This is a genomic window from Pseudomonas sp. CLCA07 (assembly GCF_053615335.1).
The window spans coordinates 4,716,367-4,736,321 of the sequence record NZ_CM132131.1; the positions used below are offsets into that span (position 1 = coordinate 4,716,367).

Consider the following 19,955-nt stretch of genomic DNA (forward strand, 5'->3'; position numbering starts at 1 on the left):
GGGGAGCGCGACATGAACGATCCGAAATTAGAAACCAAGTACGAATCCATCCTGCTGCGGGTGCTGTGGATGATCGTCTTCCTGTTGGTCTGGCAAGTGGCGCAGTTCATCCTTGGGGCGGTGGTGCTGGTTCAACTGATCTATCGTTTGTTTTATGGCGCCCCGAGCGCCAGCCTGATGAACTTCGGCGACAGCCTGAGCCAGTTTTTGGCCCAGATCGGCCGGTTCGGCACGTTCCACAGCGACCAAAAGCCTTGGCCGTTCGCCGATTGGCCGACGCCGCGTACACCGGAAGGTGAAGCTCCGCACGTCGTGGCGCCCGCACCGCATCCGGCCCGAGATGAGGAACCCAAGCTATGAAACTCTGGGTATTGCGTCATGGTGAAGCTGAACCGTATGGCTCGCGTCCCGATTCGGAACGGGCACTGACCGATCACGGTCGCAAGGAAGTGTTGAACAGCGCCGCGCATTTGATCGGTCAGCCGATTACCGCGATTTACGCCAGCCCTTACCTGCGTGCGCAGCAAACCGCGCAGTTGGTGCGTGAAGCCCTCGGTTTCGAGCCGGAGATCCGCACGGTCGAGTGGCTGACCCCGGGAACCGATCCGGACAAGGTGGCCGAACAACTCGTATCAGTGAGTAATGTCCTGTTGGTCAGTCACAACCCGCTGGTGGGAAACCTGCTGAGCTACCTGCAACATGGCGCCGGGCATCCGCCGGAAAAAGTCTCCACTGCCGGGTTGGCCGAGCTCAAAGGTGATGAGTTGCTGATCGGCTCGATGAAGCTCAAGGGCATCAAACACCCGTAACCGCTTTGCTTTGGCTTTTGTGGGAGCTGGCTTGCCTGCGATGCAGACACCTCGGTCTTTCAGGAACACCGAGGTGCCATCATCGCGGGCAAGCCACGCTCCCACAGGGAAAAATTTTGTACGAAATAGTCAACCAAGCACTTGCTTGGTTGACTACGCTTGCTCCAGAACAAAAAATCAGGAGCGAGTCGCATGTCTGCTGCTTTTCGTTTGCCGCTGGATGTCTTCTACGAACGCGAGGCCCGTCATCCACGTCAGCGTTTTCTGGTCCAGCCCACGGGCGGCGGGCAGGTCGAGACTCTGACCTGGGCCGACGTCGGCCATCAGGCTCGCTGCGCCGCGCATTGGCTGAGGGCTCGCGATCTGCCACAAGGCAGCCATATCGCTCTTGTTTCGAAGAACTGTGCCCACTGGATCATCGCCGACCTGGCGATCTGGATGGCCGGGCATGTCTCTGTACCGTTGTACCCCAACCTGACCGCTGAGTCGGTGGCTCAGGTGCTCGACCACTCTGAAGCGGCGCTGGCGTTTATCGGCAAACTCGATGACTGGCCGAACATGTCCCGTGGAGTCAGCCCCGATTTGCCGACGATCAGTCTGCCGCTGCATCCGCCGGGCCGCTTCGATTTCAATTGGGCCGATTTGCAGCGCAGCTCGCCCATCCAGGATGACCCCAAACCCGCCGCCGATCAGTTGGCGACCATCATTTATACCTCCGGCACCACCGGCCTGCCCAAAGGCGTGATGCACAGCTTCGGCAATCTGGGTTTCGCCAGCACGCGGGGTACGCAGTTGTTTGGCCTCAACGAGTCGGACCGACTGCTGTCCTATTTGCCGCTGTGCCACGTGGCTGAGCGGATGTTCGTCGAGCTGGCCTCGATTTACACCGGGCAAACCGTGTTCTTTGCCGAGAGCCTCGACACCTTCCTGACTGACTTGCAGCGTGCGCGGCCCACCGCCTTGTTCGGGGTGCCACGGATCTGGACCAAATTCCAGATGGGCGTGTACGGCAAGATCCCGGCAAAACGCCTCGACTTTCTGCTTGGCTTGCCCTTCGTTGGCAAGCGGGTCGGGCATAAAGTTCTCGCCGGGCTGGGGCTGGACGCGTTGCGCATTGCCTTGTCCGGCGCGGCGCCCGTGCCACACACCTTGCTGCTGTGGTACCGCAAGCTGGGGCTGGATGTGCTTGAGGTTTACGGCATGACCGAGAGCTGCGGCTACTCCCACATTTGCCGACCCGGCGAAAACAAACCCGGCTGGATCGGCAAGCCTTGCCCGGAGGTTGAAGTGCGGATCGCCGAGTCGGGAGAGGTCATGGTGCGCAGTGGCGCGACCATGCTCGGCTATTACAAGGAACCGCAGAAAACCGCTGAAACCATCACTGACGACGGCTTCTTGCGCACCGGCGACAAGGGCGAGCAAGACGCTGAAGGCAACCTGCGCCTGACCGGACGGTTGAAGGAAATCTTCAAGACCAGCAAGGGCAAATACGTGGCGCCGGCACCGATCGAAAATCGTCTGGCGGTGCATTCGCGAATCGAGCAAGTGTGCGTGGTCGGTGATGGTTTGAGCGCGCCGCTGGGGCTGTGTGTGTTGTCGGCGGTCGGGCAACAAGACGCCAGCGGAACGGCGAGGGCGGGGCTGCATTCAAGCCTCGAAAAACTGCTGGATGAGGTCAATGGCGTCCTCGACAAACATGAGCGTTTGCGGCGTCTGGTGGTGGTCAAGGACAGCTGGGCCGTGGAAAACGGTTTCCTGACGCCGACCCTGAAAATCAAGCGCAACGTGATCGAAGCGGCTTACGGAGCCTGCTTCGAAGAATGGAGCGAGCGCAGCGAGGCGGTGCTGTGGCAGGATTGAGCGACGAACAACACCTACAAAGGAAAGCAGCGATGAGTCTGTGGCGTACCACTCCCAACATCGAGCAGTTGAACGCAATCCAGAAAAACACCATCGGCGAAGTGCTGGATGTTCGCTTCGAAGCATTCGACGAAGGGTCCCTGACCGCAAGCATGGTCGTTGATCACCGCACTCACCAGCCTTACGGCCTGCTGCATGGCGGTGCCTCGGTGGTGCTGGCCGAGACGGTCGGTTCAATGGCCAGTTACCTGTGCATCGACACCAGCAAGTTTTACTGCGTGGGCCTGGAAATCAACGCCAACCATTTGCGCGGCCTGCGCAGTGGGCGAGTGTCCGCTGTGGCCACGCCGATCCACATTGGTCGCACGACGCACGTCTGGGATATCCGTTTGACCAGCGATGAAGGAAAGGCCAGTTGTGTGTCGCGGTTGACCATGGCGGTTGTGCCGTTGGGCGAGAACCCGCCAACCCGGTAAACCCAGCTGTCCAAACCTGCATCGGCTCGTGTAGCAGCTGTCGAGCAACGCGAGGCTGCGTCTGGCTCTGTAGCAGCTGTCGAGCAACGCGAGGCTGCGTCCGGCTGCGCAGCAGTCGTAAAATCAGTCAACGCGATGGTCCCGGTAAACCGAGTTGATCGGATTGACGACTGCGTTGCGGCCAGACGCAGCCTCGCGTTGCTCGACAGCTGCTACAGAGCCGGACGCAGCCTCGCGCTGCTCGACAGCTGCTACAGGGCTCTGCATCACCGTTTCGGACATTGCCCTGACCGGACTGTCATCATTCCTGTCACTTACAGTCATTGCTGTCAGCCGTCGTCTTACGGACAATCAACGCCTGTTCTCGCTCATGGATTTGCCGGTATGTCGCAACAGATATTTTTCGCCCACGCCAATGGTTTTCCTTCAGGGACCTACGGCAAATTGTTTGCGGCGCTGGCGCCTGAATATCAGGTGACGCATCTGGAGCAGCACGCTCATGATCCGCGTTTTCCGGCGGACGACAATTGGTACAACCTGGTGGATGAGCTGATCCATCACCTCAAGCAACAAGCGGAACCGGTGTGGGGCGTCGGCCATTCCTTTGGCGGCTTGCTGCATTTGCACGCGGCGCTGCGTTGCCCCGAGTTGTATCGCGGCGTGGTGATGCTCGACTCTCCGGTCTTGACCCTGACCGATCGATGGGTCATCCGCGCCGCCAAGCGTTTCGGCTTTATCGATCGTTTAACCCCGGCCGGTCGCACCCTGGGACGCCGGGAAGAGTTCGCCGACATCGAAAGCGCCCGCCGCTATTTCGCGGGCAAAACCCTGTTCCGCAGTTTTGATCCGGAATGCTTTGATGCCTACCTGCAACATGGTTTGCAAAGGGTCGGGGACAAACTGCGCCTGCGTTTCAATCCCGCCACGGAAATCAGCATCTACCGTGGCGTGCCCCACACCAGCCCCGGTCGCACGCGTCAGCTGAAAGTGCCGCTGGCGGTGGTGCGCGGGCACAAGAGCCGCGTGGTGATGCGTCATCATGCAAGCTCCGTCGGGCGCATGCCGCTGGGCGAATCCCTGACCGTGCCGGGTGGCCACATGTTTCCTCTTGAACGTCCACACGACACGGCCGCGCTGCTGAAAAACCTGTTCAGCCGTTGGGACGGTCGCAGCCAACAGGATTGCGCATGAGCAATGCCGTCGAAGAAGTTCGCCTGAGCCTGCCGCACATCGAGTTGGCGGCGCATTTGTTCGGTCCTGAAGACGGCCTGCCGGTGATTGCGCTGCATGGCTGGCTGGACAATGCCAACAGCTTTGCCCGGTTGGCGCCCAAGCTCAAGGGCCTGCGCATCATCGCCCTGGACATGGCCGGTCACGGTCATTCCGGGCATCGCCCGCCCGGTGCCGGATACGCGATGTGGGATTACGCTCATGACGTGCTGCAAGTTGCCGAACAGCTTGGTCTGAAGAAATTTGCGCTGATGGGGCACTCCATGGGGGCGATCGCTTCTCTGATCATTGCCGGGTCGATGCCGGAGCGCGTCACCCACCTGGCCCTGATCGACGGCATCATTCCTCCTACAGACAAAGGCGAAAATGCTGCCGAGCGCATGGGCATGGCCCTGCAAGCGCAACTGGATTTGCGGGAGAAACAAAAACCGGTCTACAACACCCTTGATCGCGCTATTGAAGCGCGCATGAAAGGGTTGGTGGCCGTCAGTCGCGAAGCGGCCGAGCTGCTGGCCCAGCGGGGCTTGATGCCGGTGCCGGGGGGGTACACCTGGCGTACCGACAGCCGGCTGACGCTGCCTTCGCCGTTGCGCCTGACCACCGAACAGGCCATGGCGTTCGTCCAGCGGGTCAGTTGTCCTGCCAAACTGGTGGTCGCGGCGGACGGCATGCTCGCCAAACATCCCGAGTTGCTGGAGCGTCTACCCTTTAGCCGTGAACAGCTGCCAGGCGGTCATCATTTACATCTGAATGACGAATCCGGCGCCGACCTTGTCGCAGACTGTTTCAATCGGTTCTTCGCCGTTCCTTGACTTGCGCCGGGCAACTGTCGAGGCTGGGCGGGTTGAAATGGGAGACAACCATGATAGATCTCTACACCGCTGCGACCCCGAATGGCCACAAGGTCTCTATCGTGCTCGAGGAACTCGGCCTGCCCTACACGGTGCATACCCTGAGTTTCGACAAAAAGGAACAGAAGTCCGAGGACTTCCTCAAGATCAATCCCAATGGGCGGATTCCGGCGATTGTCGACCGCGCCAATGGCGATTTCGCCGTGTTTGAATCCGGCGCTATCCTGATTTACCTCGCTGAAATGACCGGCAAGCTGATGCCCCTGGACCCGAAAGGGCGCTCAGTGGTGTTGCAATGGCTGATGTTCCAGATGGGAGGCATCGGTCCGATGCAAGGGCAGGCCAACGTGTTTTTCCGCTACTTCCCGGAAAAACTCCAGGGCGCCATCGACCGCTATCAACATGAAACCCGGCGCCTCTATGAAGTGCTCGATACCCGTCTGCAAACCGAAGAATTTCTGGCCGGCGAGTACAGCATTGCTGATATCGCGACCTTCCCGTGGGTGCGTGGCTACGAGTGGTCGGGTGTTTCCGTGGACGGCCTGATGGCGTTGCAGCGCTGGATGGCGACCATGGAGGCGCGTCCGGCGGTGCAGCGTGGTTTGCAGGTGCCCCAGCGCTCCGATGAAGCCAGTGTCATCAAGGGTGCCCAGGCCATGCTGATCCGATGAGCCTATCCATGCGTTCACTCAGTCTGCTGGCGCTGTGTTGTTTCAGTCCTTTATCGTTTGCTGCCGATGTCCCCGGCAGTCAGGACCTGCCGATCCTGCCGCGTATGGAAGATGCGCAGATCGTCGATTATCGTCCGGCCGTCGAACTTGAACGGATCTACCCGCTGGGGTCCATCCGCAAGATCAGCGGCCAATTGCGCTTTGACGGTCAGGTCACGGCTCGTGGGCAAACCACGTCGGTCACCTACGAGTTGCCACCGGAACACTCCTCCACCGAAGCCTTTACGGCCGCGCGCGAAGCCTTGCAAAAGCAGGGCGCCGAGTTGCTGTTCTGGTGCCAGGCCCGCGATTGCGGCGAAAGCAGCCTGTGGGCCAACGGAGTCTTCGGCAATGCCAAGCTCTACGGTGCCGACGATCAACAGGCGTATTTGCTCATGCGACTGGCGGCGCCGCAGGACAATTCGCTGGTGGCGCTTTACAGCATCACTCGCGGTAATCGCAAAGCCTATCTGCACGTCGAGCAATTCGATGCGTCGGCACCGTTGGGCGACCTGTTGCCGACTTCCGCCACCTTGCTGCGCCAGCTCAAAAGCACCGGTGAACTCGATTTTCCCAAACTGGTCGCTGATCCCGACGACACGTGGCTGCGTCTGATTTCTCGTGGGCTGAACCTGGACACCACCTTGCGAGTCAGTGTTTCCGGAGCCAAGGCTGAAGCCTGGCGCGAGGCACTGATCACCCAGGGCGTGCGTGCGGCGAGAATGGAAGCCGGTAACGTCGAAGGCTCTGGCCTGCACATCGAGCTGTTGCGATAAGCTGTACAGGCGAACGCGGATCGCGCGTTCGTCTACCCTTTTTTTGACTGACTTTTTTGAGACTTTACATGCCCAATAACGATCGCCTGTTGGTGCAGATTCTGCTCCTGGTGCTGTTTGGCGCGAGCTTCTGGGTGATGGCACCCTTCTGGTCTGCGCTGTTCTGGGGCGCGGTGCTGGCGTTTGCCAGTTGGCCGTTGATGCGCTTGTTGACCCGTTGGCTCAATGGCCGTGAATCCCTGGCGGCAGCATTGCTGACCCTTGGCTGGATGGTGCTGGTGGCGGTGCCGCTGGTGTGGCTGGGTTTCAACCTGGCTGACCATGTGCGTGACGCAACGGTGTTTATCAAGGATGTACAGGTCGATGGCCTGCCAGAAGCGCCGGCCTGGCTGGACAGCATTCCTTTGGTTGGCGCACGGCTGGTGGTGATCTGGAACAGCATCGATCAGCAAGGCGCCGCAATGATGGTGTCGCTCAAACCTTATCTGGGACAGGTCGGTAACTGGCTGCTGGCGCGCAGTGCGCAGATTGGCGGCGGTATTCTCGAACTGACACTGAGTATCGTGTTTGTGTTCTTTTTCTATCGCGACGGCCCACGGTTGGCAGTGTTTGTTCATGGGTTACTGGAGCGCCTGATCGGTCAGCGCGCCGAGTATTACATCGATTTGGTGGCGGGCACGGTACAGCGGGTGGTGAACGGCGTAATCGGGACGGCAGCGGCGCAAGCGGTGCTGGCGTTGATCGGGTTCCTGATTGCCGGGGTGCCTGGTGCATTGGTGCTGGGCATCGTGACCTTCTTGCTCAGTCTGATTCCGATGGGGCCGCCGCTGGTGTGGATCCCGGCCACGGCCTGGTTGGCCTGGAAGGGGGAGTACGGAATGGCGATATTTCTGGGAATCTGGGGCACGTTCATCATCAGCGGCGTCGACAACGTGCTGAAGCCGTACCTGATCAGTCGGGGCGGGAATCTGCCGTTGGTGATTGTGCTGCTGGGGGTGTTTGGCGGGTTGATTGCGTTTGGCTTTATCGGGTTGTTTATCGGCCCGACATTGTTGGCCGTGGCTTACAGCTTGCTGACTGACTGGAGCAAGAGTCAGGCGCGGGTGGAAGATCATCGGCCTTAAAGTGTTTGTTGCGGTTCCAAAAGACTAGTCTTGCTTGAGCACCGATGACGAATTACCGATCATCGGGTCCCGCAGCGCCGCTGGTTCCGCTACAATGCGCGCCGATTTCGTCCTGCCTGAGAGCCCGCACATGTCCGTCTGCCAGACTCCTATCATCGTCGCCCTGGATTTCCCCACCCGTGACGCCGCACTGAAGCTGGCCGATCAGTTGGACCCAAAACTGTGCCGGGTAAAAGTCGGCAAGGAACTGTTCACCAGCTGCGCTTCGGAAATCGTCGGCACCTTGCGTGACAAGGGCTTCGAAGTGTTCCTGGACCTGAAATTCCACGACATCCCGAACACCACCGCCATGGCCGTCAAAGCCGCAGCGGAAATGGGCGTGTGGATGGTCAACGTCCATTGCTCCGGCGGCCTGCGCATGATGGCGGCCTGCCGTGAAGTGCTGGACCAGCGTACCGGGCCTAAACCGCTGCTGATCGGTGTGACCGTGCTGACCAGCATGGAACGTGAAGACCTGGCGGGTATCGGTCTGGACATCGAGCCGCAGGAGCAGGTGCTGCGCCTGGCCGCGCTGGCGGAAAAAGCCGGGATGGACGGTCTGGTGTGTTCGGCGCTGGAGGCCCAGGCCTTGAAGTCGGCGCACCCGTCGCTGCAACTGGTGACCCCTGGCATTCGTCCGGCGGGCAGTGCGCAAGACGATCAACGCCGCATCCTGACCCCGCGCCAGGCACTGGACGCCGGTTCCGATTACTTGGTGATTGGTCGTCCGATCAGCCAGGCGGCGGATCCGGCCAAGGCACTCGCCGCCGTAGTGGCCGAACTCGCCTAACCAGACACCGAAGATCAAAATGTAGGAGCGAGCCTGCTCGCGATGAGGGCGTGTCAGTCGACAATAATGCTGGCTGACATACCGCTATCGCGAGCAGGTCGAATCGTCGCACCGTCACTCCTACAGTTGTTTTGTTGTGGCTCGAAGGACTGGTTAAACCTTCAACACCAACTTCCCGAAATTCTCGCCGCTGAACAATTTCATCAGCGTTTCCGGGAACGTCTCCAGTCCGTCAACAATGTCTTCCTTGCTTTTGAGCTGCCCCTTGGCCATCCAGCCGGCCATTTCCTGCCCGGCGGCAGCGAATTGGGCTGCGTAGTCCATCACGACAAAACCTTCCATCCGCGCGCGGTTGACCAGTAGCGACAGGTAATTGGCCGGGCCCTTGACCGCTTCCTTGTTGTTGTACTGGCTGATTGCGCCGCAAATCACCACGCGCGCCTTCATGTTCAGTCGGCTCAGCACTGCGTCGAGGATGTCGCCGCCGACGTTATCGAAATACACGTCGACCCCTTTCGGGCATTCGCGTTTAAGACCGGCGATGACGTCTTCGTTTTTGTAGTCGATGGCGCCGTCAAAACCCAATTCGTCGATCAGGAATTGACACTTGTCTGCGCCGCCGGCAATCCCGACCACGCGGCAACCTTTGATTTTGGCGATCTGCCCGGCAATGCTGCCCACCGCGCCGGCAGCGCCCGACAGCACCACGGTGTCCCCGGCTTTCGGCGCACCGACATCGAGCAGGGCGAAGTAGGCGGTCATCCCGGTCATGCCAAGGGCGGACAAGTAGCGCGGCAGTGGCGCCAGTGTCGGATCAACCTTGTAGAAACCTCGTGGTTCGCCGAGGAAGTAATCCTGCACGCCGAGGGCACCGTTGACGTAGTCCCCGACGGCAAATCCTGGATTATTCGAGGCGACGACTTTGCCTACGCCCAATGCGCGCATCACTTCACCCAGACCGACCGGCGGAATGTAGGACTTGCCCTCGTTCATCCAGCCGCGCATGGCCGGGTCCAGGGACAGGTATTCGTTTTTGACCAGAATCTGACCCGCCGCCGGCTCGCCGACCGGTACTTCTTGATAGGTAAAGGTCTCGCGGGTCGCCGCGCCCACCGGACGTTTGGCGAGCAGGAACTGGCGATTGGTCTGGGTAGTCATGACAGGCACTCAAGATGAATGAAGCCTTGTTGATAGCCCTTCATGATCAATGCCGCAAGTTTGGCTGATGCGGCGAATGCACTGCGATCCAGTGCAGTGATAATCGGGGTCGGCGTTCTATCACTGCCACTCATGGCCGCCCAACCGGCCTTCTGATAGTGCTGCCGTGCTGAAGCCCTCCATGCCTAGACTGAAACCAGTCAATCCCCCCGTATTCTTCTCTTCGAGGACATAACAATGAGCATGACGTTTTCCGGCCAAGTCGCCGTGGTGACTGGCGCTGCCAACGGTATTGGCCGCGCGACCGCCCAGGCATTCGCTGCCGAAGGGTTGAAGGTGGTGGTCGCCGATCTGGACACCGCCGGCGGCGAAGGCACCGTGGCGCTGATTCGTACGGCGGGTGGCGAAGCGACCTTCGTGCGTTGCAACGTCACGCTGGAAAGCGATGTAAAAAATCTGATGGACGAAGTGGTGAATACCTACGGCCGTCTGGATTATGCCTTCAACAACGCTGGCATCGAGATCGAGAAAGGCAAACTCGCCGAAGGCACGCTGGATGAGTTCGACGCGATCATGGGCGTCAACGTCAAAGGCGTCTGGCTGTGCATGAAGTATCAATTGCCCTTGTTGTTGGCCCAGGGCGGCGGTGCGATCGTCAACACCGCTTCGGTAGCCGGCCTGGGGGCCGCACCAAAGATGAGTATTTATGCCGCGTCCAAACATGCGGTGATCGGGCTGACCAAGTCGGCAGCGATCGAATACGCCAAGAAGAAAATTCGCGTGAATGCGGTATGCCCGGCAGTGATCGACACCGACATGTTCCGCCGTGCCTATGAAGCGGATCCGAAGAAGGGCGAGTTTGCCAACGCCATGCACCCGGTGGGTCGCATAGGCAAGGTCGAGGAAATTGCCAGCGCCGTGCTGTACCTGTGCAGCGACGGCGCAGCGTTCACCACTGGCCATTCGCTGGCGGTGGATGGTGGCGTTACGGCGTTTTGAAATCAGGTGCTGCAACGTAGGAAAAAACCCGCATTTCTGCGGGTTTTTTTACGGTTCCGTGACGGGACTGGGCAATGTGTTTCAAAGGGTTAGATTCGAGGGATTTAGCGGCGTTGTCGCACATCCGATCCAGCGCTCCTGTGATTAACTGTTTCCCGCAAAACGGACAGGAGTGTGCTTGCTCATGGAATTGAGAATCGATCGACAGGCATTGGTGCCGGTCGTGCAGCAAATCGTCGACGCATTGGCCGGCTGGCTCCGTCAGGACGGGGTACTGCCGGGGACGCGTTTGCCTTCTGCGCGGCAAATCGCACGGGCCAATTTGCTCAGTCAATCCAGCGTCGTCGAAGCCTGTGAACGTCTGGTAGCGCAAGGCGTGCTGGCGCCGCGTCAGGGTGCGGGTTTCATGGTTGCCGTGCCGGTGCTGGTCGCTGATGGGCGACAGGATGGCCCTTGGTTCGAAGGGGCTGAAATGACGCTCGGCGGCGCCTCGGGCGAACTCAAACTGGGTTGTGGCGGCCTACCCGAAAGCTGGCGTGAAACTGACGATTTGACCTACGCGATCCGTCAGGTGAGCCGCACCGACATGGCCGGGTTGTTCAACTACAGCACGCCACTGGGTTTACCTGCCTTGCGCGAGCAAATCCTCAAGCGTCTCCTGCAACTCGACATCGAAGTTGACGAGCGACGGATTGTGACCACTTCCGGGGCTACTCACGGGCTCGATCTGATCGTGCGCACGTTGCTCAAACCGGGAGATTGTGTGGTGGTGGAAAGTCCGGGGTATTCGATGTTGTTCGATCTGCTCAGGCTAAATGGCGTGACGATGATCGAAGTGCCGCGCACCCCGTGTGGGCCTGACACGCAGACGCTTGAAGCGCTGCTGGTGAAGTACCGGCCCCGTGCGCTGTTCATCAATAGCTTCTACCACAACCCGACGGGCAGCAGCCTGACACCCGTGATAGCGCAGCAGGTGCTGCAACTGACCAAAGCCCATGGCGTGCTGGTAATTGAAGATGACGTCTATGCCGATTTGCACAGCGGCCCCGGCACTCGCCTCGCGGCAATGGGGATCGACGACAATGTGATTTATGTCGGCAGTTACTCCAAGACCCTCAGCAGTTCATTGCGCGTCGGCTTTGTCGTGGCCAGTGACGCGATAGTTTCGCGACTGGCCGAGGTCAAGATGACCAGCAGCATGGGCGCCTCAAGGTTCTGCGAGGCAGTGCTGGCTTGTCTGTTGGCCAGCGGCGCGTATCGCAAACTGGTTCAGCGTCAGCGCCAGCGCTTGAACACTGACAGAGAAGCCGCTCTGCAAGTGCTCGAAGACGCCGACTGGGAGGTTTTCGGCAAGCCGGTGGGGGGGCTGTTCATCTGGGCGCGATCACGCAGTTGCGACTTTGCTCAGGTGTGCACGCAGGCCCGACGCTTCGGGGTGCTGTTGTCTTCTGTTACAGCATTCAGCCCCGGCGGTGAGGCCACGGACTGGCAGCGCATCAATGTGGCGTATGCCTGTGATCCTCGGGCACGGGTATTTTTTCAGGCCACCGCTCTGAATCGACCTCAAGCGTTCTGAAAACGACGCGGGCGTAGCTTTTTGCCATTATTGTGGCGCCAGAGACTTGTGCTGGCTCAGGCCCGTTGCGAATCTGCATCAACAGACTATGTCAGGGGACTAAGTGCAATGATTTCGGCCGTGCAAGGACGTTTTGCCAACCTCGGTATGGCAAAAAAAATGGGCGTCGGGTTCGTCCTGGTGCTGCTGTTGACAGCGCTGGTCGCCGCTATCGGCGTATGGTCCCTGCAAACCATCAGTCAGCGCTTTGATGGGCTCAAGCAGATGTCATCGCTCAATAGCGGTTTGCTCAAGGTGCGACTGCTTGAACAGGAGTACGCCTTGCACGGCAACCCGAAAACCGCCGATGCCCTGCACGAGGGCGTTGACGGCCTGATTGCTCTGGCGACGCGACTCAAGGCGGCATCGATGGCTAACGTGCCAGTGATGAATGACGTCGAGCAGTCGCTGGGCGCCTATCGCAAGGCGTTCGATGAGTTCGTCTCGCTGAGTCAGGCCAAGGACCTGGCGCTCGAAATGGCCAGTTGGTCGGTGTCCAGCGTGGCCAATAACCTTGATGTACTGCAAGCCGGGCTGGCCGATGACGGCGCCTATACCTTTAAGCAATCCGAGGGCAAGGACGGTGGGCAGTTTCTCGAGCAGGCCAGCCAGGTCAGCCAGGTCTCGCGGTTGATGTTGCAGGCCATGAACGAAGCGCGCGTGCGTCTGGACCAGAGTCGCAAGGGCGACGACAGCGCGGGCCAAGGCAAGATCGAGCAGGCGGATCAGGCGCTGACTCAGGCCGAACAGCTGAAAACCACGGTCAAGGACGAGGGCTATCAGACGGTCCTCAATGAAGTCACTGGCCACATCGGCAGTTTCAGCGAAAAACTCACGGAGTACACCGGGCTGTTGGCCCAGGAGAAAATCGTCTACGAACAACTGCACCAGCGCGCCGCGCAAGTGGTAGAGCGGGTGGATCAGGCCTATGTCGCCGAAGACCGGTCGATGCAGGCCGAGCTGAAAAAGAATTCGTTGCTGATCCTCGGTTCCTCGGTCTTGGCGTTGCTGGTCGGGTTGGTGGCGGCGTGGGTGATTACCCGGTTGATCGTGGCGCCGCTGCGCAGTGTGATCCGTGTGGCGCAGCAGATCGCGGCGGGTGATTTGAGTGCGACGGTTGAAGTGACTCGCCGTGACGAGATCGGCCAATTGATGCTGGCGATGCAACAGATGGGCGCCGGGCTCAGCCGTATCGTCAGTGGCTTGCAGGCCGGTATCGAGCAATTGGCGAATTCTGCGCATTCGCTGTCGGCAGTGACCGAGCAGACCAACCTGGAAGTCAGCAGCCAGAAAGAAGAAACCGAGCAGGTCGCCACGGCGATGAACCAGATGACCGCGACGGTGCACGACGTGGCGCGTAACGCCGAGGAGGCCGCCCAGGCTGCGCAGACGGCGGATGGCAAGGTTGAAAGTGGTCAGCAAGTGGTGCGCCAGAGCATGGCGCGCATCGAGCAGCTGGCGGATTCGGCGACGTCGGCCAGTTCCAGCATCGAAAGTCTGAGCGCAGAGATCCAGAACATCGGCACGGTGCTCAGCGTGATCAAAAGTGTTGCCGAGCAGACCAACCTGTTGGCGCTTAACGCAGCGATCGAGGCCGCGCGGGCGGGCGAGCAGGGCAGGGGCTTTGCCGTGGTGGCCGATGAGGTTCGGGCGCTGGCCAAGCGTACCCAGCAATCGACCGAGGAGATCGAACGCCTGGTCAGCGCCTTGCGCTCGGCTGCTCAGTCGTCGGTAAAGCAGATTCAGAACAGTGGCGAACTGGTGAAGCTGGCGGTCAGTGATGCGTTGCAGACCGAGAGTGCGTTGGGGAGTATTGCGGCGGCGGTGTCGTTGATTCAGCAGATGAACCAGCAGATTGCCGCAGCAGCCGAGGAACAGAGTTCGGTGGCTGAGGAGATTAATCGCAGCGTTACCAGTATTCGTGCAAGTGCGGATCAGTCATCGCTGGCGATGCAGGGCAACGCGGCGTCCAGCATTGAGCTGGCTCAGCTAGGGCTCGAACTCAAAGGGATGGTGGGGCACTTCCGGCTCTGAAAATCCTAATGCCAGTCAGTTATGCCGTCACGCGGTCCGTAGCAGCTGGCGAAGCCTGCGTTCGGCCGCGCAGCGGTCGTAAATTCAGGCGCTGTGGTGTCACAGATTTACCGTGGTTACAGGATTTGCGACCGCTGCGCGGCCGAACGCAGGCTTCGCCAGCTGCTACCAGAAATGTATTGAGCCTAAAACTTCTCAACTCACTGGCATTAACCGTTGCGGTGGCTTTTCTGTTTGCGCTGATCAGTCGTAAATCACTTTCTTTTTCCAGTCGGCATCGGCTTCGACGTCTTTGAGGCCTACGTTCAACTGGTTTGCCTCACCCTCAACCGCAGCGACGTTGTCCATCACCATCGCGTTGGCGCGAGCCAGGAGTTTCTCCAGGTACTCCAGCTGCTCGGCGTAGACTTGTGGCTCCTGTTGTTTGCGCAGGTACTGCACGCCGCGTTCGAACGCCAGACGCGCCTGACCTGGCTGGTTCTGTTGCAAGCAATGTTGGCCGAGGTTGTTGAAGAATTCGATGTGCAGCAGCACCAGGATATGGCGGACTTCGCGGATCCAGCGCTTGGCTTCGTTGGTCGGCAGGAAACCGTCCTGGGCGGCGCGGGTGATTTGGCCATGCAAGGCTTCGAGCAGGAAGCGTACATCCTTGGCCTTGGCTTCGGTCTGGATCGGTGCCGGCGGGTTGTTGACCGGGATCGATTCGCCCTGAGCAGCAAGGGCCTCCAGTTCGGTAATCCGCGTCTTAAGGTTGGCGCTGGTTTTTTCCAGGTTAAGCAGGCGCAGGCAGACGTTGAGTTCCAGGCGGGTCAACAACAGCTTGAGTGCCGGTGTCATCAACTGACCGGGAAAGGTCTCGGTGATTTCGCCGCAGCGGCGCAGGCGGTCGTTGAGCTCAACCTTGGTGCGGGCCTTTTCCAGCTTGTTGTTTTCCACCACATGGTTCATGTAGCCAATGGCGATCAATAGTGCGATGCCGGCTACGACGAGCAGGGTGATCATGAGTGGTGTCACCGGTAAGACCTCTTATAGGGTTCGCGATCGAGAGTATTGGCATGGCATTGGGGCGCATAGGCCGTTCGATCACTTGAATCAGCTATGGCCCATCTATGTATCGGCCGTTGTTCTGCTTAGATAAATGGTGGCGAATAGGTTTCGGGTTGCCATCATCTTGACCTCATGGACTATAGCGCCTTGATGGATGTCGGAAAATAGGCGTCAAAGGTCTGGCTGCGGAAAAGCCTGAAACGTGTCTGAAAGCAGGGCGAAGTCATTGATTTAAATAAATTTATAACTGGGGGTTGACGACCCCTCAATCCATCCATAGAATGCGCGCCACTTACAGCGGAAAGCACACAGCGAAACGCGGTAGGGAGTGAATGTTGTACGTGTGTCCCCTTCGTCTAGTGGCCTAGGACACCGCCCTTTCACGGCGGTAACAGGGGTTCGAGTCCCCTAGGGGACGCCAATGCGGGAATAGCTCAGTTGGTAGAGCACGACCTTGCCAAGGTCGGGGTCGCGAGTTCGAGTCTCGTTTCCCGCTCCATTTTTAAGCAGCGTTGCTTTCGGGCGGCGTTGAGTGAAACCAGAACCGACATCTTCGGATGCGGATTTGGGCACTGAAATACACACCATGTGTTTCAGTTAGCGTGTCCCCTTCGTCTAGTGGCCTAGGACACCGCCCTTTCACGGCGGTAACAGGGGTTCGAGTCCCCTAGGGGACGCCATTTGCGGGAATAGCTCAGTTGGTAGAGCACGACCTTGCCAAGGTCGGGGTCGCGAGTTCGAGTCTCGTTTCCCGCTCCATATTTAACGAAAACGCCGCTCAGCAATGAGCGGCGTTTTTGTTTGCGTGTACAAAACCAAATTGAAAAAATGGGCTTTTAGCCCATTTTTTCATCCAGTGAGATCCACTGGAAGCCACCTCCAGCCAGTGTCTACGCCCCTAGGGGGATCCACTGCTAGCCGAGCGCTGTCATTGCGCGACTGGTCCGAGTGGCTGTTTGCCAGAAGCGACCCTTCTCGACCCGTTCAATCCACGTCGCCTCAGGGCAAGCAGCCCCTACCAAAAGCGGTCGGTATCTCCATAAGTGGGGCATTTCACCCACCCAACCGGGCGTTTACCACCTGATTTGAGGAATATTCCCCCCTCTCACCCTTTCTGTCGCTTGAAACACTCAGAAACAGCTTGTTAATTAATTTGAACTTTTTCTTCGCCCTATTGAAATGGCTCATTAGTTGCACCACCCCCTGGCACCCGCAACAGCTGTCGTCCCGGACATCATGGAGACGGCGGGGTTTGCCAGATTCGGCATGATGCGAGGGGTGAAAAATGACACATGAGGAGCTTCTTATGAGTTCCATGATCAAGATTGGCATCGTTGATGATCACCCACTGTTAAGGGATGGGGTCACAATGGCGCTGAAGAAAATAGCTGACTTTCAGGTGGTCGGGCAGGGCGGGTCTGCTGATGATGCCCTGGAAATTGCCGCTCGTTTTGCTCCGGATGTTTTGCTGATGGATGTAAACATGCCGGGCGATAGCTTTGCCGCCGTGCGAGCGATCTCAGCTTCTTCGCCGGCAGTTAAAATTTTGATGCTGACGGTATCCGAGTCCATCGAGGACGCCTATTCTGCCCTCGAAGCGGGCGCGCAGGGATATGCGTTGAAAGGCATAAGCGGTCGTGAGCTTGTACAAGCCATCAGAAATATTGCCGGTGGTGAAACCTTCATTACACCCAAGCTTGCCAGCAAGCTGTTAGGCAATTTCAGAAAGCACGCGGGTGATAAGCAAAAGGTCGAGCTGACCCATCGCGAAGAACAAGTTATCCGGGAGGTATCGAAGGGCCTGACTAACCGCGAGGTCGCTATCAAGCTTGAGCTCTGCGAGAAGACCATCAAGCACTACATGACGAATGTCATGTACAAGCTACGGGTTCGTAACCGCACGCAGGCAGTCGCAGCTGTGAGACGGCATTGGGAGAGTGACCATATCCCTGGCTTATGTGGTGTTCTTCAACGCCGCGACTTGAATGACAACGGTAAGACAAGTAACGGGCGATAAGCGCTTGCGGTTACTTGGGGGCAACGATCGTTTTGGCACAGGTGATCAGATTTTGAACTGCGCCCTGGCTTTGGTACCGGCATGGGGCGCCGATTCAATGATGAATATTCCGCCGAGGGATTCGACGCGATAGCGCATGCCGACGAGGCCCAGATGAGTTCTACCTCGAGCTGGCACACTCGGTTTCTCGGTTGAAATACCCACTCCCGCATCCTCGACTTGCACTTCCAGTAGCCCTTCGCAGTGAGAGGCGCTGAGCTTTTGGCCTTTTCCTCCGGCGTGTAGATAGGCATTGTTCAATGCTTCCTGGGCGAAGCGGTAAATACAAATTTTATGCGCTATCGGTACATCGTCTGGAAGCGTATCAAGCTCCAGATCGACTCGCGTCTCGGTTCGCTCTTCGTGCCGCTGAGCAAGCAATACCAGCGCATCGTGCAGGGTCAGATCATTGACTTCCGGAAGTGCCAGGCCGAGTGATATTTCCCGCACTTCGTTTAAAGCATCCTTGCCGGCACGCCTGATCATTTCGAGGACTTCCCCATCTGAGGCGCCTTGCGAATCTTCGAGCTCTTCAAGGCGAAGGAGAATAAGAGACAACAGCTGAGCAGGACCATCATGAAGATCTGCCCCGATCCGACGAAGAGTGAGTTCATTGATTCTGGAGAATTCGCGATTAGCTGTAGTGACTTTGCGCTGAAGGGCGGCATTATTTGAGTGCAACTTGGCTTGCTCATGCATTCGCCATTTAAGTGCTGTTTCTTGCTTCTTTATTATCTTGTCGTCACGCCGAACGATAAAAAATAACAATAAAAGCATGGCTATCGTTGCTGTACCAACAATCACCCATACTTTCTTGCGAACGTTATTGATTTCGCGCTGTAACGCTTCCGCGGTTTCGTAGAACTCACCCACCGCAACAATCTTTCCAGTACCCGCTTCGCGCAGTGGAGCAAAAATTTCATAGAGCGGAATATTCAGGCTTCGCTCAAAAGCATCCTCAGTAGCATCCTCAGTAGCATCCGCAGTATCATCTTCAAGATCATTGTCCAGCTCTGTATAGATCTTGCCTGTCAGCGCCTTTGAGATCTCCTCTGTCGGAAAATGTTTTTTAACCGCGGATTTGTCGGTGCTGTAGACAATCGTGCCGTCTGGAAGCCAGATCTTCACCGAGACAACATGTGTACTGAACGAGGTGCTGGACAGCAGGTGATCAATGGTCTGAATAGTGCCATCGGGGAGTTCTTTGGCAGTGGTTAATCCTTGGACGAAAGGTTCGAGGAAGTTCTGCATATAACGCGCCCCCGTCTCTGCCGCCGTTTGAACCGTTGCTTCTTCGATACTCTGGCTTACGAGGTTTCCAACGAACGTCATGGTCAAACCCAGAATTATTGTGGCGCAGATCACGAACTGGGTTGAGCGGCTTAAATGGCGCAATTTCGCACGGGTGCCCTGGCTCCCGGGCATTCCACCACTGGACGTTTGGCCAGTATCTGATTCGACCAAGGTCTGATCCGAATCATTGACCAAGGTCTCAGAATTTGATTGGGCTTTCGTCTCTGTACACATCCGGGTAGCCCTTCAATACTCATTTTTAATGGAGTGTAGAGCTAGCGTTTGAGGTCGAAGGCGGGAGGCGCGATGAATAGTTTAAAAAGATTCTCGATCAATCTGGATCATCGCTATTTCCGGCAACAACGGCCGGGGGTTATTGCCAATAATGTGGTCGGCCATTCGCGCCCTGAACTGTCACCTTACTGCCATACAGGCCAGGATGTCTGCACGCTGGGCATTCAAGTCGAACTCAGTTCACTTGAAATCTCTGTTGAGAAAACGTTCCAGCACCATTTTCAGTACAACAGTGCGGGTGTACCACTCAATCACAACCAAACCTATGGTTCTAATGATTTCCTGACTCCGCCACCAAACGTGTGGAACCACTCTCCAATACATACTAGTCAATTCGTAGTCGATGCCCAGTTGCTCATGGATAAAAGGCTTGTTGACGAAGCCGCATGGACGCAGAACCGTGCCATCACCCCTCAGGAAGTCCCGGACTATGGCGATCTTCGCGAGCCTATTCCGGCCAATGACTCTGATCGCTGGATGTCTGGCATCTGTGACAAGCCCCCTATGCCTGAGAGAGCGTTATGGACAAATGCATAGAGCCCCGATACGTGACGGGGCCTTTAGTAAGTTGCACCTTCTATTCAATCTGCGTTCATGGGCCGTCGCCTCCTTGAGGGGCAATACCAGCCTGTAAGTACGGTTGTCATGGGGAATTGATCCTCAGTTGAGCACTGCTGATTGCACGCAATTCAGCAGGGGCTCGGTGCGGCCGTGGTACCAGGTCCCGTCGTTCAATTTGCAATTTTTATTGATGGGTTTCAGCACTAAACCACGCGTTTAGAGCCGTGCTTTAT

The 19,955-nt window shown here is 58.0% G+C and carries 19 protein-coding genes, 4 tRNA genes and 1 pseudogene; 20 read left to right on the forward strand and 4 right to left on the reverse strand.

What is annotated here, in order from left to right; genetic code table 11:
• The first annotated feature begins 12 nt into the window (after positions 1 to 12).
• From ACWGZX_RS21700 to pyrF, 10 genes are all read left to right on the forward strand, one after another.
• Positions 13 to 360, forward strand: coding sequence for a DUF4389 domain-containing protein (locus ACWGZX_RS21700; RefSeq protein ID WP_452625372.1), 348 nt, complete (start codon positions 13 to 15; stop codon positions 358 to 360).
• Positions 357 to 809, forward strand: coding sequence for a phosphohistidine phosphatase SixA (gene sixA / locus ACWGZX_RS21705; protein WP_223519699.1), 453 nt, complete (start codon positions 357 to 359; stop codon positions 807 to 809). The genes ACWGZX_RS21700 and sixA overlap by 4 nt, the downstream gene beginning before the upstream one ends.
• Positions 810 to 1,001: 192 nt before the next feature.
• A complete protein-coding gene (locus ACWGZX_RS21710) occupies positions 1,002 to 2,669 on the forward strand; it encodes an AMP-binding protein (protein WP_452625373.1) in 1,668 nt (555 codons plus the stop codon).
• Between the two features lie 32 nt (positions 2,670 to 2,701).
• The gene (locus ACWGZX_RS21715; RefSeq protein WP_452625374.1) at positions 2,702 to 3,145 is read left to right on the forward strand and encodes a hotdog fold thioesterase; all 444 of its coding nucleotides are present in this window, start codon (positions 2,702 to 2,704) and stop codon (positions 3,143 to 3,145) included.
• 384 nt (positions 3,146 to 3,529) lie between these two features.
• Positions 3,530 to 4,336 (forward strand): alpha/beta fold hydrolase, encoded by an 807-nt coding sequence (locus ACWGZX_RS21720; protein WP_452625375.1) that lies wholly within the window; start codon positions 3,530 to 3,532, stop codon positions 4,334 to 4,336.
• Positions 4,333 to 5,187, forward strand: a complete 855-nt coding sequence (locus ACWGZX_RS21725; RefSeq protein ID WP_452625376.1) for an alpha/beta hydrolase — start codon at positions 4,333 to 4,335, stop codon at positions 5,185 to 5,187. Before ACWGZX_RS21720 ends, ACWGZX_RS21725 begins: the two co-directional genes overlap by 4 nt.
• Before the next feature lie 50 nt (positions 5,188 to 5,237).
• Entirely contained in the window at positions 5,238 to 5,897 is a 660-nt protein-coding gene (locus ACWGZX_RS21730; RefSeq protein WP_452625377.1) for a glutathione S-transferase family protein, read from the forward strand.
• Between the two features lie 8 nt (positions 5,898 to 5,905).
• Positions 5,906 to 6,712, forward strand: coding sequence for a DUF4892 domain-containing protein (locus ACWGZX_RS21735; RefSeq protein ID WP_452625379.1), 807 nt, complete (start codon positions 5,906 to 5,908; stop codon positions 6,710 to 6,712).
• Positions 6,713 to 6,780: 68 nt separating this feature from the next.
• A complete protein-coding gene (locus ACWGZX_RS21740; RefSeq protein ID WP_452625380.1) occupies positions 6,781 to 7,836 on the forward strand; it encodes an AI-2E family transporter in 1,056 nt (351 codons plus the stop codon).
• A gap of 130 nt (positions 7,837 to 7,966) precedes the next feature.
• Positions 7,967 to 8,665, forward strand: a complete 699-nt coding sequence (pyrF, locus tag ACWGZX_RS21745) for an orotidine-5'-phosphate decarboxylase (protein ID WP_027924005.1) — start codon at positions 7,967 to 7,969, stop codon at positions 8,663 to 8,665.
• A 153-nt stretch (positions 8,666 to 8,818) separates the two neighbouring features.
• Here the strand turns inward: pyrF and ACWGZX_RS21750 are convergent, their stop codons facing one another.
• Together ACWGZX_RS21750 and ACWGZX_RS21755 are read right to left on the reverse strand one after the other, a co-directional pair.
• Entirely contained in the window at positions 8,819 to 9,823 is a 1,005-nt protein-coding gene (locus tag ACWGZX_RS21750) for an NADP-dependent oxidoreductase (RefSeq protein ID WP_452625381.1), read from the reverse strand.
• A complete protein-coding gene (locus tag ACWGZX_RS21755; RefSeq protein ID WP_452625382.1) occupies positions 9,820 to 9,957 on the reverse strand; it encodes a hypothetical protein in 138 nt (45 codons plus the stop codon). Before ACWGZX_RS21755 ends, ACWGZX_RS21750 begins: the two co-directional genes overlap by 4 nt.
• Before the next feature lie 103 nt (positions 9,958 to 10,060).
• Here ACWGZX_RS21755 and ACWGZX_RS21760 point away from each other — a divergent pair, with 103 nt between their 5' ends.
• The 4 genes and pseudogenes from ACWGZX_RS21760 (at position 10,061) to ACWGZX_RS21775 (ending at position 14,471) form a co-directional block, all read left to right on the forward strand.
• Positions 10,061 to 10,822 carry an SDR family oxidoreductase gene (locus ACWGZX_RS21760; protein WP_452625383.1) on the forward strand — a complete coding sequence of 254 codons (762 nt, stop codon included), beginning with the start codon at positions 10,061 to 10,063 and terminating at the stop codon, positions 10,820 to 10,822.
• Positions 10,823 to 11,006: 184 nt separating this feature from the next.
• Positions 11,007 to 12,398: an aminotransferase-like domain-containing protein gene (locus tag ACWGZX_RS21765; protein ID WP_452625384.1), complete on the forward strand. Its 1,392-nt coding sequence runs from the start codon at positions 11,007 to 11,009 to the stop codon at positions 12,396 to 12,398.
• A 987-nt stretch (positions 12,399 to 13,385) separates the two neighbouring features.
• Positions 13,386 to 13,562 (forward strand): annotated as a pseudogene (locus ACWGZX_RS21770) (HAMP domain-containing protein); the annotation flags it as partial.
• 204 nt (positions 13,563 to 13,766) lie between these two features.
• Positions 13,767 to 14,471 carry a methyl-accepting chemotaxis protein gene (locus tag ACWGZX_RS21775; RefSeq protein ID WP_452629047.1) on the forward strand — a complete coding sequence of 235 codons (705 nt, stop codon included), beginning with the start codon at positions 13,767 to 13,769 and terminating at the stop codon, positions 14,469 to 14,471.
• A 243-nt stretch (positions 14,472 to 14,714) separates the two neighbouring features.
• Here ACWGZX_RS21775 and ACWGZX_RS21780 read toward each other — a convergent pair whose 3' ends face one another.
• Positions 14,715 to 15,485 carry a hypothetical protein gene (locus tag ACWGZX_RS21780; RefSeq protein WP_411741850.1) on the reverse strand — a complete coding sequence of 257 codons (771 nt, stop codon included), beginning with the start codon at positions 15,483 to 15,485 and terminating at the stop codon, positions 14,715 to 14,717.
• A gap of 378 nt (positions 15,486 to 15,863) precedes the next feature.
• Between ACWGZX_RS21780 and ACWGZX_RS21785 the strand changes: the two genes are divergently transcribed.
• From ACWGZX_RS21785 to ACWGZX_RS21805, 5 genes are all read left to right on the forward strand, one after another.
• Positions 15,864 to 15,939 (forward strand) — tRNA-Glu (locus ACWGZX_RS21785).
• A gap of 2 nt (positions 15,940 to 15,941) precedes the next feature.
• Positions 15,942 to 16,017, forward strand: a tRNA-Gly gene (locus tag ACWGZX_RS21790).
• 105 nt (positions 16,018 to 16,122) lie between these two features.
• Positions 16,123 to 16,198, forward strand: a tRNA-Glu gene (locus ACWGZX_RS21795).
• Between the two features lie 3 nt (positions 16,199 to 16,201).
• Positions 16,202 to 16,277, forward strand: a tRNA-Gly gene (locus tag ACWGZX_RS21800).
• A gap of 547 nt (positions 16,278 to 16,824) precedes the next feature.
• A complete protein-coding gene (locus tag ACWGZX_RS21805; RefSeq protein WP_452625385.1) occupies positions 16,825 to 17,535 on the forward strand; it encodes a response regulator in 711 nt (236 codons plus the stop codon).
• A 45-nt stretch (positions 17,536 to 17,580) separates the two neighbouring features.
• Here ACWGZX_RS21805 and ACWGZX_RS21810 read toward each other — a convergent pair whose 3' ends face one another.
• Positions 17,581 to 19,101: a sensor histidine kinase gene (locus ACWGZX_RS21810; RefSeq protein ID WP_452625386.1), complete on the reverse strand. Its 1,521-nt coding sequence runs from the start codon at positions 19,099 to 19,101 to the stop codon at positions 17,581 to 17,583.
• A 72-nt stretch (positions 19,102 to 19,173) separates the two neighbouring features.
• Between ACWGZX_RS21810 and ACWGZX_RS21815 the strand changes: the two genes are divergently transcribed.
• Positions 19,174 to 19,698, forward strand: coding sequence for a hypothetical protein (locus tag ACWGZX_RS21815; RefSeq protein ID WP_452625387.1), 525 nt, complete (start codon positions 19,174 to 19,176; stop codon positions 19,696 to 19,698).
• The last annotated feature ends 257 nt before the right edge of the window (positions 19,699 to 19,955 follow it).

What these genes read in the sequence shown, in the direction of transcription:
- ACWGZX_RS21765 (WP_452625384.1), top strand. Translation starts at nt 11,007, where the DNA reads ATGGAATTGAGAATCGATCGACAGGCATTGGTGCCGGTCGTGCAGCAA.
- ACWGZX_RS21730 (WP_452625377.1), top strand. Translation starts at nt 5,238, where the DNA reads ATGATAGATCTCTACACCGCTGCGACCCCGAATGGCCACAAGGTCTCT.
- sixA (WP_223519699.1), top strand. Translation starts at nt 357, where the DNA reads ATGAAACTCTGGGTATTGCGTCATGGTGAAGCTGAACCGTATGGCTCG.
- ACWGZX_RS21805 (WP_452625385.1), top strand. Translation starts at nt 16,825, where the DNA reads ATGAGTTCCATGATCAAGATTGGCATCGTTGATGATCACCCACTGTTA.
- ACWGZX_RS21710 (WP_452625373.1), top strand. Translation starts at nt 1,002, where the DNA reads ATGTCTGCTGCTTTTCGTTTGCCGCTGGATGTCTTCTACGAACGCGAG.
- ACWGZX_RS21700 (WP_452625372.1), top strand. Translation starts at nt 13, where the DNA reads ATGAACGATCCGAAATTAGAAACCAAGTACGAATCCATCCTGCTGCGG.
- ACWGZX_RS21735 (WP_452625379.1), top strand. Translation starts at nt 5,906, where the DNA reads ATGCGTTCACTCAGTCTGCTGGCGCTGTGTTGTTTCAGTCCTTTATCG.
- ACWGZX_RS21725 (WP_452625376.1), top strand. Translation starts at nt 4,333, where the DNA reads ATGAGCAATGCCGTCGAAGAAGTTCGCCTGAGCCTGCCGCACATCGAG.
- ACWGZX_RS21750 (WP_452625381.1), bottom strand. Translation starts at nt 9,823, where the DNA reads ATGACTACCCAGACCAATCGCCAGTTCCTGCTCGCCAAACGTCCGGTG.
- ACWGZX_RS21810 (WP_452625386.1), bottom strand. Translation starts at nt 19,101, where the DNA reads ATGTGTACAGAGACGAAAGCCCAATCAAATTCTGAGACCTTGGTCAAT.
- ACWGZX_RS21815 (WP_452625387.1), top strand. Translation starts at nt 19,174, where the DNA reads ATGAATAGTTTAAAAAGATTCTCGATCAATCTGGATCATCGCTATTTC.
- ACWGZX_RS21760 (WP_452625383.1), top strand. Translation starts at nt 10,061, where the DNA reads ATGAGCATGACGTTTTCCGGCCAAGTCGCCGTGGTGACTGGCGCTGCC.
- ACWGZX_RS21715 (WP_452625374.1), top strand. Translation starts at nt 2,702, where the DNA reads ATGAGTCTGTGGCGTACCACTCCCAACATCGAGCAGTTGAACGCAATC.
- ACWGZX_RS21755 (WP_452625382.1), bottom strand. Translation starts at nt 9,957, where the DNA reads ATGAGTGGCAGTGATAGAACGCCGACCCCGATTATCACTGCACTGGAT.
- ACWGZX_RS21775 (WP_452629047.1), top strand. Translation starts at nt 13,767, where the DNA reads ATGACCGCGACGGTGCACGACGTGGCGCGTAACGCCGAGGAGGCCGCC.
- pyrF (WP_027924005.1), top strand. Translation starts at nt 7,967, where the DNA reads ATGTCCGTCTGCCAGACTCCTATCATCGTCGCCCTGGATTTCCCCACC.
- ACWGZX_RS21740 (WP_452625380.1), top strand. Translation starts at nt 6,781, where the DNA reads ATGCCCAATAACGATCGCCTGTTGGTGCAGATTCTGCTCCTGGTGCTG.
- ACWGZX_RS21720 (WP_452625375.1), top strand. Translation starts at nt 3,530, where the DNA reads ATGTCGCAACAGATATTTTTCGCCCACGCCAATGGTTTTCCTTCAGGG.